This window comes from Campylobacter concisus (assembly GCF_902460675.1).
Classification (GTDB): domain Bacteria; phylum Campylobacterota; class Campylobacteria; order Campylobacterales; family Campylobacteraceae; genus Campylobacter_A; species Campylobacter_A concisus_AJ.
This window is the reverse complement of the sequence record NZ_CABPUQ010000001.1, coordinates 1591387-1610799: the sequence shown is the minus strand read 5'-3', so window position 1 is coordinate 1610799 and position 19413 is coordinate 1591387. Positions and strand designations below refer to the sequence as shown.

At 40.2% G+C, this 19413-nt stretch carries 11 protein-coding genes, 2 tRNA genes and 1 pseudogene; 5 read left to right on the top strand and 9 right to left on the bottom strand.

Going from position 1 to position 19413, the window contains the following annotated elements; all coding sequences use genetic code 11:
• A pseudogene (locus tag F3G88_RS07880) lies at positions 1-463 on the bottom strand (hypothetical protein); the annotation flags it as partial.
• Between the two features lie 364 nt (positions 464-827).
• On the opposite strand from F3G88_RS07880, the gene F3G88_RS07875 reads away from it, so the two are divergent.
• From F3G88_RS07875 to F3G88_RS07860, 4 genes are read left to right on the top strand one after another with little or no spacing between them, the layout of a single operon-like run.
• A complete protein-coding gene (locus tag F3G88_RS07875) occupies positions 828-1313 on the top strand; it encodes a PepSY domain-containing protein (protein ID WP_149715825.1) in 486 nt (161 codons plus the stop codon).
• A gap of 43 nt (positions 1314-1356) precedes the next feature.
• On the top strand, positions 1357-2010 hold the full coding sequence (locus tag F3G88_RS07870) for a hypothetical protein (protein WP_149715824.1): 654 nt from the start codon (positions 1357-1359) through the stop codon (positions 2008-2010).
• A 41-nt stretch (positions 2011-2051) separates the two neighbouring features.
• A complete protein-coding gene (locus F3G88_RS07865; protein ID WP_149715823.1) occupies positions 2052-2711 on the top strand; it encodes a response regulator transcription factor in 660 nt (219 codons plus the stop codon).
• On the top strand, positions 2695-4038 hold the full coding sequence (locus F3G88_RS07860) for a HAMP domain-containing sensor histidine kinase (protein ID WP_149715822.1): 1344 nt from the start codon (positions 2695-2697) through the stop codon (positions 4036-4038). The genes F3G88_RS07865 and F3G88_RS07860 overlap by 17 nt, the downstream gene beginning before the upstream one ends.
• 73 nt (positions 4039-4111) lie before the next feature.
• Here the strand turns inward: F3G88_RS07860 and F3G88_RS07855 are convergent.
• From F3G88_RS07855 to F3G88_RS07845, 3 genes are all read right to left on the bottom strand, one after another.
• A tRNA-Phe gene (locus F3G88_RS07855) sits at positions 4112-4187 on the bottom strand.
• Positions 4188-4313: 126 nt separating this feature from the next.
• Positions 4314-9614 carry a hypothetical protein gene (locus tag F3G88_RS07850; protein ID WP_149715821.1) on the bottom strand — a complete coding sequence of 1767 codons (5301 nt, stop codon included), beginning with the start codon at positions 9612-9614 and terminating at the stop codon, positions 4314-4316.
• 67 nt (positions 9615-9681) lie between these two features.
• The gene (locus F3G88_RS07845) at positions 9682-11550 is read right to left on the bottom strand and encodes a hypothetical protein (protein ID WP_149715820.1); all 1869 of its coding nucleotides are present in this window, start codon (positions 11548-11550) and stop codon (positions 9682-9684) included.
• Between the two features lie 296 nt (positions 11551-11846).
• Between F3G88_RS07845 and F3G88_RS07840 the strand changes: the two genes are divergently transcribed.
• A complete protein-coding gene (locus F3G88_RS07840) occupies positions 11847-15488 on the top strand; it encodes a S6 family peptidase (RefSeq protein WP_149715819.1) in 3642 nt (1213 codons plus the stop codon).
• Between the two features lie 109 nt (positions 15489-15597).
• Here F3G88_RS07840 and F3G88_RS07835 read toward each other — a convergent pair.
• The 5 genes from F3G88_RS07835 to aspS form a co-directional block, all read right to left on the bottom strand.
• Positions 15598-15674: transfer RNA gene (locus F3G88_RS07835), tRNA-Ile, on the bottom strand.
• 124 nt (positions 15675-15798) lie between these two features.
• The gene (gene ppa, locus F3G88_RS07830; protein ID WP_103639594.1) at positions 15799-16317 is read right to left on the bottom strand and encodes an inorganic diphosphatase; all 519 of its coding nucleotides are present in this window, start codon (positions 16315-16317) and stop codon (positions 15799-15801) included.
• Positions 16318-16386: 69 nt separating this feature from the next.
• Entirely contained in the window at positions 16387-16722 is a 336-nt protein-coding gene (locus tag F3G88_RS07825; RefSeq protein WP_149715818.1) for a NirD/YgiW/YdeI family stress tolerance protein, read from the bottom strand.
• 106 nt (positions 16723-16828) lie between these two features.
• Entirely contained in the window at positions 16829-17398 is a 570-nt protein-coding gene (locus F3G88_RS07820; protein ID WP_004317610.1) for an adenylate kinase, read from the bottom strand.
• Between the two features lie 254 nt (positions 17399-17652).
• Positions 17653-19410, bottom strand: a complete 1758-nt coding sequence (gene aspS, locus F3G88_RS07815) for an aspartate--tRNA ligase (RefSeq protein WP_149715817.1) — start codon at positions 19408-19410, stop codon at positions 17653-17655.
• Between the last annotated feature and the right edge of the window lie 3 nt (positions 19411-19413).

Sequence of the window (19413 nt, the reverse complement as noted above, 5' to 3'; positions counted from 1 at the left end):
TTCTGTAGTATGATCTAGAACAAAGAATAGCGCCAGATATACTAAATGTTAGTTTGCAATTTTGTTTAAACTCTTTTGAAAATTTATTTATACACTCTTTTTTAGTTTGAGCTATCCTCTCTCTTGCTATCTTTTGAGCTTTGTCTTTTAAATTTGGTTTTTCTTTCACTATTAGATTATAAAGATCAGCAAAGTAGTTATCTCTAAAGGCAGTACTTCTTGACTGGCATATAAAATCTTCTAAAGAGAACTCTTTAAATTTATATTTCTCTTTATCGTTATAGCATTTAAAGCTAGGAGTAATTGTGTCAACACCATAATCTGCACTGCACCATACTATGGTATCAACCTGCCCATAGTCATCGCTAGCCTTTTTGGTAGCTATACTAGGGTTCATTGGTTCAAATCCATATAAATTAAGGCTTATTAGAAAGCTTGCCAGTAATATTATTTTAAATTTCATCTTTTATCCTTTATAAATTTATCTTACTCGTGATCAATAATGAAAATTCAGCTACAGCAGAAGATTTTTATTGTCTAGCATTAAAATCAAAATCATAGCAGAAATTCTGATTACTCCTTCTTTGTATGTTTGCTTGGTTTGATGTAACAAGTTGATAAATGCTTAAGCCGTAATATTAAACCAACTTTTTTGCTGCCTTATAGTTTTCTTTGATTATTTCTAGGTAAAAACATTTATAGCTAGAAATTTTGTCAGTAGAGTGGTCTTAAAATAAATTTCCCTTCATTCATCCTAGCTTCATTTAAGACTTTTATAATGCGCTCATCCAAACGAAAGTTGGAAATCAAAAATAAAAGGATCAAAAATGAAAAAGGTATTAGGCGCAGCAGTTTTAGCAGCAGTTTTAGGAGCAACAGGTTTGCAAGCAGCCATCACATCAAAAGATGCTTTAAATATAGCTGAGAAAAACTTTCCAGACTCAAGTGTCAAAGACATCGAGATGAACGTCAAAAAGGGCGTGACTTTTTACAAGATAGAGACATTTAAAGATGGTGTCAAACAAGAGATCAAGATCGATGCTAATAGCGGTCAGATCGTTAAAGTAGAGAATAAAAATAAAAAACACATCTTGCCGATCGAAGCGGTAGATTTTTCAAAATTTGCTCTTAGCATAGACGAGGCTGTAGCTAAAGCTCAAGCAATCGAGGCTGGCTGGAGCCTTGATGAGGCAGAGCTTGATAATAAAAATGGTGCTTGGATATACAAAGTAGAGCTTAAGCGCGACAGGAGTGAGAAAAAAGTGATCATAAACGCTCAAACAGGCGAGATAATCGGCAACTATACAAAGTGATCTAGCGCCCTTTTTGGGCGTTAAATTTATAAAGGTGAAAAAGATGAGTGAAAATTTAGAGCAAAATTTAAACGATAAAGTTAGCAAGCAGGGTTTAGAGAAAAATTTGAACGAAAATTTTAGCCAAAGCGCGAGAGAAAATTTAAGTGAAAATGCCGAGGCTGGTGCTAATAAAAATAGTTGCGAAAATTTAGGAGAGAGCGAGCAAAGCCCTGAAAATTTAGATAAAAATTCAAGCGAGGCAAGCAGTAGCGCAAAAAATTTAAGCCAAGCTGTTTCAAACTGCAAAGCTCAAAATTTCTTTAAAAATGCGCTTAAGCTTTCGCTTCAAGGTGCAGCGGATGTGCTCATCTACGCAGGCAAGGCTGGAGTGTGGCTATCAAACGCTTCAAACTGCCTAAAAGACGAGGCGCAAAGGGCGGAGCTATCAAAGATAAATGAAGAGCAGGCCAAATTTGAAGGGCTAACTCACATCTTGCCAGAAAAAGTCAAAGAGATCGTCATAGAGCGCCTAAAAACAAAGCCAGAAGAGGTGGAGTTTTCTCCGATCTATCTAGCGAAAAAACAAAGTTTTGGCTCGCTTGGAGCGGAGTATTTTTATGACGCAAGGGCTAAATTTAACGGCTTTTTATATGATTTTAAGATAGGCGCAGCAAGTGGCGAAATTTTAAATCTAAAAATAAAAAGCCAAATTTGATAAAATAGCTGGCAAAACGAAGTGAAGCAGGTAAGGCAGGGATGAAAATTTTAGTCGTCGAGGACGAAATGGACCTAAATAGCGTCATTACAAGGCACCTAAAGAAAAACGGATATAGCGTCGATAGCGCGTTTAACGGCGAGGAGGCGATGGACTTTACTGCCGTCGCGCACTACGATCTTATCGTGCTTGATCTCATGATGCCAGTGATGGACGGACTTACATTTTTGCAAAGATCGCGCGCCGCAAAGCTAGCGACCCCTGTGCTGATACTAACGGCAAAAGACGATGTGGACGACGTTGTAAAGGGACTTGACGCGGGCGCGGATGACTACTTGGTCAAGCCATTTGACTTTAAGGAGCTGCTAGCTAGGGCGCGCACACTCATTCGCCGAAACAGCGGTAACGTGGCTAATGAAATTTACGCAGGCGAGCTAAAGATCGACCTTTCTAAAAAGTCAGTCGAATTTAGCGGCGAGCAGATCGAGCTAACTGGCAAAGAGTATGAAATTTTAGAGTTTTTGATGCTAAATAAGGGCAGAATTTTAACTCGCGACCAGATCAAAGAGCACGTCTGGGACTTTGACTACACGGGCGGCTCAAACGTCATCGAAGTGCTTATAAAAAACATAAGAAAAAAGCTTGGCGAGTGCGAGGCGATCCAGACTAAAAGAGGGCTTGGCTATGTTGTTAAGGATTAAGCAAGTTCTCGCAAACATCCCAATAACGGCGCGCGTAACGCTTTGGTACTCGTTTTTTATCATCGTTATCGTGGCGGCTCTCATTGCCATCTCGGCGGTCGTGGCGGATGAGGTTTTTGAGGACGTTAGCCAAAAAAAGCTAGCCAAATCAGTCACCAAAATCGCCAATGATATGGATGAGTTTGAGCCATACGATGATGGGATATTTTTTATAAAATATAATGCAAAAGGCGATGTGATCGGTGGTCTAGCGCCAAAGCGCTTTCAAATTTCACTTAAAATGAACAGCGGTGCAGTCCGTCTTTATGAAGAAGGCGAAAACCGCTTTTACTACTACGATATCGCAGCTAAAGGCAAAGAGGTCTGGGTCAGAGGCGTGATAAATGCGGAGAAATTTTTTAAAAAAGAGGGGCTATTTTTACTGGCTCTTGGCGTTTTTGTGCCGGTTTTGTTTCTCTTCGTGCTTTACGGCGGCTATAAAACGATAAAAAACGCGATGAAACCAGTCGCTACGATGTCAAAAACTGCGCTTGAGATAGGCAGCAGCCGGGACTTCTCAAAGCGCATAGACCTGCCTGCTGGCAAAGACGAGCTACACGCGCTTGCAAGCGTTTTTAACCAGATGCTCGACTCCCTAGAAAAGGTCTATCAAAGCGAAAAACAGCTCACTTCAGACGTCTCGCACGAGCTACGAACGCCGCTATCTGTCATCATGGCTGAGAGCGACTACGCTGCGAGCTATGCGCAAAATTTGGACGAGGCCAAGGAGTCGCTGGAGGTCATCTCTAGGCAGTCAAGAAAGATAACCTCGCTGATAGATCAAATTTTGGAGCTCTCAAGGCTAGAAGCTGGCAGAAATTTGGAGCTAAAGCGCATAAATTTAAGCTCTATCTTGCAAAATTTAGCCAGCGACTATGAAAAGCTAGCAAGCACAAAAGGGCTAAAATTTAGCTGCGTTGTAGCGCCAGATATCCAAATTTTAGGCAATGAGCTGATGATATCAAGGCTGGTGGATAACTTTTTAAGTAACGCACTAAAATTTGCCACAACCAAAGTTGAGCTAAATTTAGCCCTCACAAAAACGCATGCACTTTTGTCTGTAAAAGATGACGGAGCTGGCATCTCGCAAAAAGATAGCGATCTAATCTGGAATAAATTTTATCAAGCCGATAGCTCAAGAAACAAGAGCCTAAACACAGGCAGTGGGCTAGGGCTGGCTATCGCTGCAAATATCGCTAAAATTCACGGCGCAAAGCTAGGTGTAAAAAGCGAAGCAGGAGCTGGAAGCGAATTTTGGGCTGAATTTGAGCTTGTAAATTTAAAATAAGTGTAAAATTAGGCTTTTTAATAAAACTATATTTGATAGAAATAAAATGATTGATTTTGAAAGAAAGTTTAAATGGTGGTTAGAGGCAGAATCGAACTGCCGACACGCAGATTTTCAGTCTGCTGCTCTACCGACTGAGCTATCCAACCACCTTGATAAAAGAAATTGGATTATACATTTTAAATATTTAAACTAAGTTTAAAAATATACAAGAAGCTTTTGTTTTTAAGAAATTTAAATCTAAAACTATAAATTTTAGCCCGACAAAGTTAAATTTAATGCACCAAATTTATTACACTTACATCTTTATCTATCTCGATAAAAAATGTTTGTGCGCTAGCTCCACTGCCATATACGCCTTTATAGACTTGATTTACAGCGTGGCCGCTACCATCAACTGCTACTTGGTTGTGTGTATCGCCTAAAGCGCTATGCTTTAAATTTAGTGCCGCTACTTCGCTGTCTGTAGCTTGCGCGAAGATAGTGCCTTTGCCATCTAGTGCTACTTTGTCGTTATTGTCGCCTTTGATCTTTAGCACGGTATTTACGCTTTTTAAGCCACCATCTGTTACTTGTGAGTCTATGATATCAAGCACGCTTTTGGCATCCAGTCCTATCGAGACTGCCTGAGTGCTCTTGCTACCAAGCTGTAAAGTTTCAAAGCTTTTTAGTTTATCATTTAGATCATCTACTCTGCTAAGATCGACATTTTCAGTAAAGATGAGCGTATCAACACCGCCTTTTGCGTCTATCTTGTTGCCTTCGTAGGTAAAGGTATTGTTTTGATCATCTCCCTCGTGAGTGATCTTGATATTTTTATCTATCTCAACGAAAAATGTTTTTGTGCTAGTTCCATCAGTGTACGTGCCTTTGTAGACGTGATTTACTGGAGTGTCGTAGGAGTCGATGATCGGCTTGCCACTTGCATCTTTATATGTTTTCCACACGTCTGGGTTATGCGCTGGATCTGGTTGGAATTCTCTTACATGTCCGTTACCGTCAGTTTCTACTTTATTATAGCTACCACCTATGGCTTTGCTGTGCTTCCAGTTTAGCAAAGTCACCTCTTCGTTCGTTGCTAATTCAAATTTATTTGTGCCATCGTTTATTAGTTTTACGATATCGTTGCTATCTCCTAGTATTTTTAAAACTGTGTTTATGCTTTCAGTGCCAGATACGGTTGTTAGGGTTGAGTATTCGCCTTCTGTTATCTTTGTTGTTCTAGAGTCTATTATGTCAAGAACATTTTTTGTGTTAAATGATATTGAAACAGCTTGATTTTCTGTGCCTAGCTGCAGGCGTTCGAAGCTTTTTAGATTATCATTTAAATTACTCACCTTTTCTAGTTTTGTATCTTCAACAAATATCAGCTTATCAACGCCACCTTTTGCGTCTATATTCTTGCCATTGTAGATAAATACATCGTTTAGGTTGCTACCTTCAAGGCTATCGTTATTGTGTTTGAGATGTATCACTCTGTTAAAATCATCAGTATCATCACCAAAATATTTTGCTGGCTTGCTACTATCTTTTTCTTGATTTACTAAACTTCTATATCCCTTTTTACCAGCTATAAGACCATCTTTTTCATCGCTAACATATCCTTTATCATGTAGGGCTTTTACGTAGCTATCACTAAAAAGGTGCGTGCCGCTACCCTCTGAGCCTATTATTTTATAGTCGCTAGGGTTTTGTGAGCTTTTCTTTATCATTATGTCTAAAAATGTATCTTGCGTCCTATCAACATAATCAACCTCTATCCTATAAAATCCTTTTTTAAGATTATAAATATGATTGCCTCCGTGAGGACCATTGTCTCCTGAGCCAAACCAATACGCCCACTTCCCAAAACTTTCATCTGCTATTTTTACATCTACCATATCTTGAAAGTGTTTTGCTGCTATGTTGTATTGGCCATCTTCTTTTATATATATCCAACCTTTCATTTTCATGATCAGATCAGTTCCTATAGGCTCCGCCTCTTCAAGGACGTAGTTTCCTGTCTTGTTTAGGTTGTAATGCGCCCCAGTGTGATCGGTATCGCTTGCTTCTGGAGAGTGTCCTACTTTTGCTATATCGTTTGTGTTTAGCTCGCCTGCGTGTGGTCTTGTTGATTTTAGCTTCCAGTCTTTGCCTCCTTGAAAAGAAAGCTCATTATAAGTAGTAGTAGCACTTACGCCAGTTCCTGCCCATTTGGTCCATGCCTCGTAGTGATTTGCTACGTGGTATCCATATCCTCCAGGAGAGATATTATCCGCTCTTGGACCAGTTGTAACTGCTGGGTCGTATGACCAAAATTCTGTATTTGTGCAGTCAAAAAACCACATATCAACATCAAGGCCTTTGTTTGCCACCATAGTCACGGTTTGAACGGCTAAATTTCCAGCGTCATCTAGTCTTTCTACTATGTAGTTTTTGCTGCCAGTGTTTTGCGCTACGTTAAAGCTTCCAGAGTAGCTTAAATTTCTATCAAGTGTAAGTGTCGTCTTCTCAGATGTCTCAGCGTCTATGACCTCTACATCTTTTGATTTTTCATCGTGTGGATTGTTTGCAGCTTCGCCTTTACCGCTAAAATTTATAGCGTAGTTGCCAGAGCCGTTTTTTATATTATCAAAGTCAGATTCTATTAGCTTGTCAGGCTTTGAGTCAAGATCGACTGTGATAGTTAGGTTATCATCTCTTTGAGGCACGCCGTCAGTTCCCACGTAGGTGGCGTCTATGATGTGGTGAGTTCTATCTAGCTTTTTGCCAACCTTTTCAAAGTCTGCTATGACGGTGTTGTTTTCGATCTTGGCTATAAAGCTATCACTTATATTTGTATTTTCGTCTTTTATCTCGATTAGCACGTAGCCTTTGCCGTCACTTGTGGTGTCAGGCTTATTTATGCCAAATTTAATGTATGGCTGTTCGTCATTTGTAAGAGCGATGCTATAGTTTATCTTTTGTGTCGAATTTGACTCATACTGGCTTGTCGAGATGATATGCTCGTAGTCCTCTTCGTTTAGGTATTTTGCAGAGTGGATATCAGCATTATCTATCTTTGTAACAAGCTTTACATCGTCTATGTAGTCAAGCACGCCAAAGGCAAATAGCCTGCCACTTGAAGTGCCAGAGATCGCACTCCCGTCGTCTTTTATAAGGGTCGCATCGACTAAGGTCGGACGCTTGCTACTTACTATCACATCTAGTATGGTGATAGCGCCGTCACTTATCACTTTTATATCGCTTGGGTCTTTTTTGTTTATCATATGCACGCCATCATCGTCTAGGATGTAGCTCACGGTTGATTGTTTGTTGGTAAGCGGGTTTAGGATGCTTATCTTTAGCTCATCTTTTGGCACTGCGCTACTTGGGAGATAGACCTTTACATCAGAGGTCGTTATAGCTCCAGTGGTGTCATCTATGAGCCCATCTCCGTCAGCGTCTTTGACAAATTTAGCCACTGGGCTGTCACTAAATTTTATCTCATTTGTGTCGCTCTCGCCTTTGTTGCCAGCCTTGTCCATCATGGTCGTCGTTATGCTTGTAGTTTTGCCATGTTCTATTGGCACTGTGATCTTAAATTTACCATCATTTAGCGGCACTTCATTGTGATCAGGGGCGATTATCTTGCTATTAGTGTATGTATAGACCTTGTGCGTTTTGCTGCCGTCTGGGTTGGTGACATCGATGGCTATCTTATCGCCTTCTTTTATCACGCTTGGGATTTTTATAGACGCCTCAGTTTTTGTTGGGTCGCCATCATTGTATCTGTTTTCTGAGGTATCTATCTTGCCATCTGGAGTTCTATTGTTATGCCCTAGGTCGCTATCAAAGCTTATCTTGGCTGATTTTACAGGAGGAGCTACTACGACGCTTGGGGTGGTTTGGTTGCTTGTGCCATTTGGTTTTGGCGTGCCATGCTCGTCATTAACCGTTGTGCTTATAGATACACTTGAGCCAGGTGTCACTGGCACGCTTACGCCTGGCACTTCAAATTTACCATTAACTATTGGCACTACTACGCTTGGGTTATTTTTATCATAGACGCTTGTGCCATCGTCGCTTACTACAAATTCTTTTGGCGAGCCACCTATGTTTATAGTGACGCTCTCTTTTGGCTTTATAGTGCGAGGTAAATTTATCTCAACCTTTGAAGTGCCGTCACCTATCTCGTCGCTACTTATTAACCCATCGCCGTTTTTATCAGCTGTTAGCGTCACTTTGACGGTGTCACTTACATTGCTGCTTGGTGTAGTACTTGTGGCTGAGACGTTGCCAAATTTATCAACTACGCCAGTTTCTATGCTGCTTCCTGCCGTGATGTTTGCGATATTTGGCACGCTAAAGCTAACCGCGCCATTTTCATCGGTCGTAAATGTATAGGTGTTGCCGTCCTCGTCAGTTGCTGTGCCATTTTCTTTATCTAGTGTAAATTTCTTCTCAATTGGTGGTTTGCCCGGTTCATTTAGCTTAAATGTGATCTTATCTCCAGTGCTAAGCTCGTCAGGCACTATAAATTTCATACCGCTAGTTTGCGTGCCACTGCCATATCCTAGCTCGGTCGCATCTATCACGCCGTCGCCATTTTTGTCAAGATCAAGCGTGGCTGTCACTTTTGAGATGGCTGGCGTGTCGTTTAGCTCATAAGCAGTTGGCGGCGCGGTAAATGTCCTGCCTCCAGTGGTGTATGAGCTTGTCACGGTCGTTTTGCCATGGTTTAAAATTTCAACCCCAGTGATCTCTGCCTTGCCATTTACGATAGGTATAGGAGGCGCTCCAGTAGGCGTGCCGGTGCTATCAACTGGGATTAGCTCGTTTGTTATCGTATTTACTTTGTAGTTGCTAGTTTTGCCACCACCTTTCATATTTGTTTTTATCGTGATGATGTCGCCATTTTTAGCAACGTCTGGGATATCAACGCCTATGCTTGTGATGATTTTCTTGCCATCAGGAGTTTTTGGTAGTGAGTTTAGCTGTGCTCCTCCTAGAAAGCCCTTTTTCTCGCCAGTATCGCTTGTGAGGTTAAAATTTAGCACGATGTTTGGCTCTGGAGGTGTAAAATTTAGGTTTTGACCGCCAAACCCAGCGTAGGAGACCCCGCCGATTTTAGCCTCGCCAACTGGCCATTTGACCTCGTCATGCCTAGCTTCAAGAGTGCGCAAACCAGTGTAGAAGTCGTAGATATTTGAGTAGTGGCCCCCTAGTTCAAATTTGATGCCACTACTACCCACTGAGGCGAAATAGTGCGGTGATGAGCCATGAGAATATGGCTCTTGATGGGAGATTTGATCATCGCCATTTGCGTGTTCTTTGTGATTTTCAAGGATGTTTGCATTTTTTGGGATGACTAGCTCGCCCTTATGCTCGGCAAAGACATTTATAGTGTGAAATACCGAGCTAAAGCCGACATAAGCCTTTTCGCCGTCATCAAAAACAATGGTAAGGTTCGAGTTTTCGCTCGTTTTTATATCATCACCAAGGTAAATTTCATCGCCTTTGTGCAGCACCCTCATAGTGCCGTCCCTGCTTATGGCGATGGCTTCACCCTTGATCTTTTTGATAACGCCGATCCTTATGGCGTCAAAATTTGGCATTTTTTCATCCCTGTAAAATGTGTGTATTGTAGTATCGGAAAATCTCTTAAATTTTATATAGTTTGTACTACATCACCTCGACATGCACGTTTTTATCTATCTCGACAAAAAATGTCTGCCCAGCGTTGTTTTCGCCTCTATAGATTTGATTGACCGCTTCGCCACTTGGCTCTACTGTGAGCTCGTTATAATCAGCTCCGATGACGCTATTTTTTGCATTTAGCGCAGCTACCTCGGCGCTTGTAGCTTTTATGAAATTTCCAACGAGCTGCACCACGTCGTCGCTGTCACCTGAAATTTTAAGGATGGTATTTAGGCTTTCTAAGCCATCAGGCCCTTTGGTAGGGTTGGAGTCTATCATGTCGATTATGTTTTGCCCATTTAGCTTTAGCTTCACAGCCTTTGTGTGATCAAGCTCGATGCGCTCAAAGCTCTCAAGGCGCTTATCTAGCTCACTTATCTTTGTTAGATCCACGTTTTGGGTAAAAACTAGCGTGTCTATGCCACCTTTTGCGTCGATATCGTGTGAGTTAAAGATAAATTTGTCATCAAGGTTACTACCAACGTCTTTTGTACCTTTAAATTCTAGATCAAATGGCTTATCAAAATCGCTTGCATTATCGCCAAATTTCACACCATTTATTTCTTTTGCCTTATAGAAGGTATCGCTCTCTTTTGTCACAAGGTTATTTTGAGCAAGAGCCTCCATATAAGCGTTGCTGACTAGTTTTATAGAACCATCGTTTGTATAAAGAAAACCACCTCTACTATAATTTATACTGAGCTTAAGTGAGTATTCAAACAACTCATCAGATGTTTCGACATGAAATTTATAAAAACCTCCATCTTGTGTTAAATGAACATTACTGTCTAGACGATCTAAATACGAAGTTTCATAAGTGCCTGTTAAATCTGTAAAAGCTTTCCAAAAAATTTCTCTACCATCAAATTCAATTTTATAGTTTTGCCTTTCTTTTATGTCGAAAAAACTAAAGGCATTAACAAGTGAGCTATTTCTAATATATATCCAGCCGTCGAAGCTAGCGATTATACCATCGGCTACTATTTTTGACTCATATAGATTATAATTACCATTTTTTCTATCTGGATTTTTATAGCCTTCAATGGCATCTCCTATTCTATCTGTGGTTGTATTACTATCTGGGGATCGTCCTATGATGGCGAGCTCATTTGCCAGTGGTGTGCGGTTCATTAGTATTGCTTGTTTATCTGCTGGTTTATGAGAAATAGCGTAGTCGCTTTTTGTACCGTATCGTAAGTCATCTAATGTACTTGTCGCACTTACGTGATGGTTTGCACTCCACTCTTTTAGCATGGTTTTGATTGTTGGTTCTGTATTGTAATAATCAAGCCCTCGTCCATGGTTTCTAGCTGAGTCATAAAGCCAGATATCTGCGTCTAGTCCTCTGTTTGTGACGTTTAGTACATTTATGGTATCTATAAATGGCTCTTCTTTTGGTTCTGCAGCGGCGCTACTTTTTTCTACTAGCGTGCTAGAGGCACCTGAGGCACTTTTTAGCTGGGTTAACTGGGCGCTACTCACGTTTGGCTCTAAATATCTGTGTTGGTTGTAAATTTGATGGATATTTGCGCTATGTCCGCTTGTGACAAAGCTCGCCGCGCTTAGAGATATGCCCTCGCTTGCCGATGATCCGTATCCGTGCTCGCTCTCGCCCTTTTCTTCTGCTGGTTTTGCTGAAATTTTTAAAATTTCATCTAAATTTACGCTTTGATGAGCGTTTAAATTTATCTGCTCGCCATCTTCTAAAGTGATCTTGGCATCTAAATTTTTAGTAAAAATTTTCTCACCAGCGTAAATTTCATCGCCATCTTTTAGCATTTTTATGCTTCCGTCTTGGCTTATGATGTAAATTTCACCCTGAATGTCTTTTATGATCAGCTTTTTTTCTTTCATATCTTTCCTTGTTTTAGTCTAAGCCATATCGGATAAATTTAAAAAACATATATAGCTAAGGTCTTATTTTGTGGAGATTGTAGCAAGATGCGCCAGATATTATCGTTGTTTTACGTCAAAGTAATATCTATAAATTTATGAAAGCATAAACATGTTTAAAAAGCGCAGGGATAAATTTGCTAAAGTAAATTTATCGTTTAAAAAATAATTAAGATTTTAATCATCAAAAGACTTAAAAAGGTATATAATGCCTCTTGCGGTTTAAATGGAATTTATCTTAAAAATGGAGGTTTATCTTGAAAAATAATCTTAGCATTTCTCTTGTTTTATCTAGCATTTTATGTAGCTGCTTAGACGCTCAGGTCATGGATATAGGGACAAATTTTTATAGAGATTACCTTGATCTTGCACAAAACAAAGGCATCTTTAAAGCCACAGATGCTCCACTAGAATTTACGCAAAGAAACGGCGCTAAATTTACGTTTAATAAGATCCCAAACAACAACGCAAGAAATAATAAAGGCAACTTCACCTCCCTTGGACGAAATTTTGTGGTGACGGCAAATCACACACTTCTTGCCTCAGCTGCTACAAATTTTAATGAAAACAGAGGTTGGTTTGGCAACACGCTCTATGAGTACGCGACAAATTCTACGCAAAAGCTTTATGGCGCAGACACAACGTATTTGCGAACCTCAAAATACATAGTCGAAGGGCAGATCGATCCTTTGGATGTGCCAAATTTGGAGATATCTAGCCAAGATCAAACAAAAGATGAGGCTAATGCAAAAAAGATAGAAGATCATTTTAGGGATATAAAAAATAGCGGCGGAGCTAGCGGTGAGAATATCCTTGCATACGAGGCTGGCACAGGCTCGCTTGCCCTTGAAAAGCCTAAAAGCGATACAGATGGTTTTGCTGAGGTGATGAGTGCTACTGAGTTTGAGAATCAAAATATAGTAAATAATGCACTTGGCGCAAGTGCAAGTGAGATAGGTGTAGCGTATTCGGCAGTTTATAAGAGCCATTACTCAAGTGTTAGTAAGCCCGGGGTTTATCTATTTATGACTTCAAACAGGGGCTTTAGAAATAGGCTGTTGCCAGGAGATAGTGGCTCTGGGTTTTTTGTCTATGACACGGTAGCTCAAAAATGGGTCTTAGTAGGTGTTTTAACCGGAGTTGAGGACAATAAAAACTACGCATCTATCGTTACTGCAAGAGATTTTAACGACTATAAAAAAGGGTATGAAAATTTAGTAAGTGGCGTAAATGTCCTAGGCAGCGCGCTAGTGCAAAATAAAGATAATATATTTAGCAGCGCAAATGGCTCAAATATCACGCTAAGCACTAACCTAGACTTAGGACATGGCGGTATCGTCGTAAATAGTGGCGACTTTACTCTAAATAGCACAAATGGTAGCAAGATAGCGAAATTTGCAGGTTTTGACATAGCTCGGGGAGCTAGTTTAAATTTAAACGTCACTTCAGACACAAGCGTGCATAAAGTTGGCAAAGGCAGCTTGATAGTAAGCTCAAGTGGCAACAAGCCACTAAGGCTAGGCGATGGCGTGGTTGAGTTAAGAGCTTTAAATGCCTTTGATAAAATTTATCTAACAAGTGGCAGAGGGCTCTTAAGGCTTGGCGTGAATGAAAATTTAAATGATAAAATTTTCTTTGGCAATGGCGGCGGAGCGCTTGATATAAATGGCTTTGATCAGACTTTTAACAACATATCAGCCAACTCAAGCGATGCGAAGATAACAAATGCAAACTCGCAAAGGGCGACGCTTAAAATAAACGGCGAGAGTGGCAAAGATACGATATTTCATGCAAGCATCGATAAAAATATAGAGCTAAGACATAGTGGGCAGGGCAAGGAGCTTGTTTTTGACGGAGGATTTGACATTGATGGTGCTTTGAGCCTAGAAAATGCCAAGGTTACGCTCCAAGGACATCCAAAGACGCACGCCATTGGCGATGCTAGCGTTTTAACTCCCCTAGCAAAGAGCAAGATAGCCGCAGCTGGTCTAAACGAGCCAGACTATATGGATCTAACTCGCCCATCCACACTCTCTCAGCCTGACTGGGACGAGAGGAAATTTAGCGCAAAAGATGGCATAAAGCTTAAATCATCAGAGCTTACTATAGGTAAAGATGCTAAGCTAAATGGCGACATCACAGCTAAAAACTCGGTCATAAATTTAAGTGGCGAGCTAACTCACTATATAGATAAATTTGATGGCTCAAACACCTATGATGACGGCTTAAAGTATCGCCAGGATATTGAGAGCAGAAAATTACTCGTTAAAGACGTTAAATTTGACAATAAAATCGTCATGGATAGTGATAGCTTACTAAGAGTGGGAGGCGGCACAACTAGGCTAAAAGAGCTAGTTATAAATGGCAAAGATACGCCTTTAGCTAAAGATGTGCTCTTAGGCGATGGTAAATTTGAGGTAGAAAATTTAGAGGTTAGCGGTGCACAAAAGCTTGGCTTTGAGCCTGATAGCGTCGTAAAAAAGAGCCTAAAGATAAAGAACTTTGGCAGTGAAAATGAGCCGGTACTTGACTTTAAAAAGGTCTTAACCCTTGGCGCTGGGATGAAATTTGATGTTGATTTTACTGCAGCACTTAAAGGCGGCATGGCGCTTGATAAAACATATACTTTAGTAAACGCACAAAGCATCATAAATGAGGGCGCTATCTTTAACAACGAGCAAAAACTTGGGGATTTGTTTATGACCTATGCCATAAATGGTGGCAAGATCGAGATGAAGCTAAGTGACAAAAAGGGAGAAAATCCAGCCGTTTCGCCAAATATAGTACAAGAGAGGGTTTCTAAATTTAGTCAAAGAGAAAATAAAATCCTAAGCATGCTAAAAGGCACGCCTGAATTTGTGCAAGCAATCTCAAGTGGTGACGATGAGGCGCTAAGAAAACTAGTGCAAAAAGCAGATAAAGAGATGAAAGAAATTTCTACTTCAGCGCTTAAAGTGAGCATAAAAACCTTGCAAAACAACAACGAGCTGATGAACTCTAGGCTATTTCATGTCACACAGCTAAGGGCAAAGGCTGATATCTCGCAGTTTAAGCTAGCTGGACTTGAAAGTGACATCATGCCAAGCGCGAAGATGGCTTACGAAGCAGCAGAAGCTAGCAGAGAGAGAAATAACTTCTGGGCAAATGTAAATGGTGCTTATTTTAAAGATAAAATAAACGATGGCGACCTTAAATTTTATGGTACAAATATCGGCTATGACAGAGGTTATGACGAGTTTATCTTAGGTGTAAGCGCTGGAGTAAGCAAGGCTAAATTTATCTCAAATGTATTAAAAGATGATGCTAAAATTTATAGTTTTGGTGCGTATGGGCTTTTTGAAAGAGGCCCTCACGAGATACAAAGTAATCTAAATTTTGCCTTTATAAACTCAAAACGCAGCCTAGATGAGGCGCAAAAAGCTAGCGCAAAAGGCAGAGGCATCCTCTCAAGCAACTACTATAAATATAAAATTTCACTCTCTAAAAGTGGCGAGTATGAGCAAAGCATAAAGCCTCTACTCGCACTAGAGCTTGGCACTAACGGCATTGATGGATTTAAAAATGACCGATATGATCAAAAGAGTATAAATGACTTTAATGTGGCTGTAGCAGCGGGAGTAGAATATGCTTTAAACAGCGATAAAAACGCATTTAGCGTGCAATTTTTAGTAAAACAAAGTGTATATAACTCAGAAGATAAGTCTTATGTTTCACTTAATAATTCAAATGAGTATGTTGATTATAAGCTTGATAACAACAAGTTAAGCTATAAGCTTACTTTAAACTCAGAAACCAAAATTAGCGAAAACTTGGTTCTCTCTTCTCAGCTAAGTGGCGTGCTTGATAATGATAAAAACTACGGCATAAGTGGTGGTTTAAAGATCGAGTATAAATTTTAAATTTATGTCAAAGTGGATTTAAATTTCACTTTGGCGTTGGTAAAAACAGTTAAATTTAACTAAACTTGAGATCTAATAAAAAATGGTGAAATTTAAACTTGAAAGTAGGTGGTGGGTTCACCAGGACTCGAACCTGGGACCATCCGGTTATGAGCCGGATGCTCTAACCAACTGAGCTATGAACCCGCAGTTGAAAGAAAATCGTATTATACAAGAAAAAGCTTATCTAAATATAAAAATAGCCTTTTTAATATGGCGTATAAAAACGCACAAATTTAAAAAGAAAAAGCCCTAAAATAGGGCTTATAAGTTATTTATAATTTTTTATTGCAGCGTCTAAAATCTCTTTTGCAGCGTTTGCATCTTTAAATTCTTTCACTTTAACCCATTTGTTTGGCTCAAGAATTTTATAAGTTTCAAAGAAATTTTTGATCTTATTTAGTGTCGCAGTTGGCAAGTCTTCGTAGCTTTTTATCGCTTCATATCTTGGATCGATCTTTGTAACCGGCACAGCCAAAAGCTTCTCATCCATACCCGCCTCATCTTCCATAACCAAAACGCCTATCAAACGGCAAGGGATGACGCTGCCAGCTTGGAGCGGATACTCGTTTAGCACCAAAATATCAGCTGGATCGCCGTCAGCTGCTAGTGTGTTTGGCACAAAGCCGTAGTTTGCTGGGTAGAACATCGCTGAGTAAAGCACGCGATCAACTACGACTGCACCGCTATCTTTGTCGATCTCGTATTTGATATTTGAGCCATAAGGTATTTCGATTACGGCATTGATTTTGTCTGGGTTTGAGCCAAATTTGATCTTTGAAATGTCCATATATTCGTCCTTTGTGTTAGAAATTTTCGTGATTTTAGTATTTTTTGCATTAAATACTCGTAAATTTAACTACTTTACAACCTCTATGCTACCTACGTCGATCTTCGTTTTTGTGAAGTCTTTATCCACCTCGCCTCTTATTCTTAAAGGCGTATCTTCGTTGGCTGTTACATTGCCCCATTTTTTGTTGTCGATCTCAACAACGATAACATCGCCATTTTTATCAACAAATTCATACTTATCTGATTTGATATGTGATTTTATCTTGCCCTCAAGCACGACTTTGGCGTCGTCATTTAGCTTTAGAGCCTCTTTTACGCTTATCGTCTCACTTTGGTGTTTCGACATGAAGCCCCCAGCCATTGTGATACTAGCAGCTAGTGAAGCGATGATGATTTTTTTCATTTTTATCCTTTTGGGTTGGTTTTGAAATTTCAAAGGATATTACATTTTTGGTGTTAATAAATGGTAAGTTTTAAAACCTTGCACCTTTTGATGCAAGGTCTGTGAGTTATATAAGTTTAGCTAGTAAATTTTTGATGTCAGCTACGATCTCGTCGATGCCGCGTTCGCCATTTACTACGTGAAGTAGCTCTTTTTCGCTGTAAAACTTGCGGATAGGCTTGATCGGATCAAGATATACTTTCATACGGTTGTTAAAGACTTCGTTGTTATCATCAGCGCCTCTTGCACGGCCAAGCACTCTAGCTCTTGCGACATCTTCGCTAACATCAACTTCGATGACGCCTTTTAGAGAAATTTCATCTTGTTCGCTTAATACCTTGTCAAGCTCAGTCATTTGCTCAACGCTTCTTGGGTAGCCGTCGATTATGATATTTGATTTATTTGAGCTTTTGATGGCTGATACGATCGCATTTACGACGACGTCAAGTGGGACCAAATTTCCTTTTGAGATAAAGCCGTCTATCAGTTTGCCAAGCTCGCTACCACTTGCGACTTCAGCTCTTAAAAGATCGCCAGTTGAAAAGTGTGCAAATTTCTCATCATGCTGTGCGATGATAGATGCATCTGTTGTTTTGCCGCTGCCTGGAGCGCCTATGATTAAAAATAAATTCTTCATTTTTTCCCTTTTATTGCCTTTGTCTTTTGAGCGCTTTTTGCGGAGCTAGTAAAATTTAGCTTGATGAACTAAGTGTTCTATCTGCGCAAAATTTTACGTCGCAACCACAAAAATCATCTCAAACTACTTAGGCAAGTTTTGATTTAATTAGCCGCCAAGTTGGAGGCATCTTTTTATAAATTTAAATTTAGGATGGAATTTTTTCTAAGAAAAATATTTAAAGACAAAATTCCATCTCTTTTTAAAGGCAAATTTTAAGCCTTTTGCTCTTTTTCTCTTATCCTTAGTCCTAGCTCCCTAAGCTGTTCGTTGCTAGCGTAGCTTGGCGCCTTTGTGAGTGGGCACTGAGCGCGCTGTGTTTTAGGGAAGGCTATGACATCACGGATAGAGCTTGCTTTATTTACAAGCATATTTAGCCTGTCAAAGCCGATCGCGATACCGCCATGTGGAGGCGCACCAAATGTCAAGGCATCAAGTAAGAAGCCAAATTTCTCACGCTGCTCGGCTTCATCTATGCCAAGAAGCTTAAAGACCTTTTGTTGAATGTCGTTTTTGTGAATTCTTATACTTCCGCCTCCGAGCTCAAAGCCGTTTAGTACGACGTCGTGAGCGATAGAGAGGATATCTTCAAGATCAGGCTCGTCAATATTTTTTGGCATAGTAAATGGATGGTGCATCGCAGAGTAGCTACCATCGTCATTTTGCTCAAACATTGGGAAGTCAAGCACCCATAAGAACTCAAGTCTATCTTGATCGATGATACCCATTTGTTCTGCTAGGAAAATTCTAAATCTTCCCATATAATCAAGCACGATCTTTTTCTTGCCAGCACCAAAGAATACTACGTCGCCAACTTTTAGCTCACATCTTGAGACGATCTCGTCAAGATCGCTTTGCTCGAAAAATTTGCAAAGTGGGCCTTTTAAGCCATCTTCTTTCATCTGGAAGTAGCCAAGACCTTGCGCGCCAAATTTACGGACAAATTCCTCAAATCTATTCATCTCGCGCTTACTAAAGATATTGTCGCCATTTGGCACTTTTAGCGCTTTGATGCGGTTTTTCTTCTTATCTTTTGCGATTCCGCTAAAAATTTCATTGCATGAGCGTTCGAAAATATCGATCACATCGATCATTTTTAGATCGTATCTAAGGTCAGGCTTGTCTGAGCCGTAAGTCTCGGTCGCCTCTTTGTAGCTCATGCGTCTAAACGGCGTTTTGATGTCGTGTCCGCAGGCTTTAAAGATATCTTTTAGCATAGTCTCTGCCATATTTATGATATCTTCTTGCTCAACAAAGCTCATTTCGATATCTATTTGAGTAAATTCTGGTTGGCGATCAGCCCTTAAGTCCTCGTCACGGAAGCATTTTGCTATCTGGAAATACTTATCAAAGCCAGAACACATCAAAAGCTGTTTAAATAGCTGCGGGCTTTGTGGGAGCGCGTAAAATTGGCCCGGATATACACGGCTTGGCACTAGATAGTCTCTTGCGCCTTCTGGAGTTGCGCGTGTTAAAACTGGAGTTTCAAACTCGATAAAGCCCATTTTGTCTAGGCTGTTTCTAGCTGCTATCGCCGCGCGAGAGCGCATTTTAAAGATATTTTGCAAGCGCTCGCTTCTAAGGTCTAAAAAGCGGTATTTTAGCCTGATATCCTCATTTACGCTCTCATCGCCTATCATAAATGGTAGTGGCTCGCTTGGATTTTCGATGATGAGCTCGCTTACTATCACCTCTATCTCGCCAGTTTTTAGCTTTGGATTGGTCAGTCCTTCGCCTCTAGCTCTTACTTTACCTTTTGCTTTTAAGACATATTCATCTCTTACTTTTGCAGCCACGTCGTGTGCTTCTTTGCTGTCAGCAGGGTCACAAACTAATTGTATAAGCCCGCTAACGTCTCTTAAGTCGATGAAAACAACGCCACCGTGGTCTCTATATGTGTTTGCCCAGCCACAAAGTATTACTTCTTTGCCGATATCAGCTTTGCTAAGATCGGTGCAATAATGACTTCGCATAAA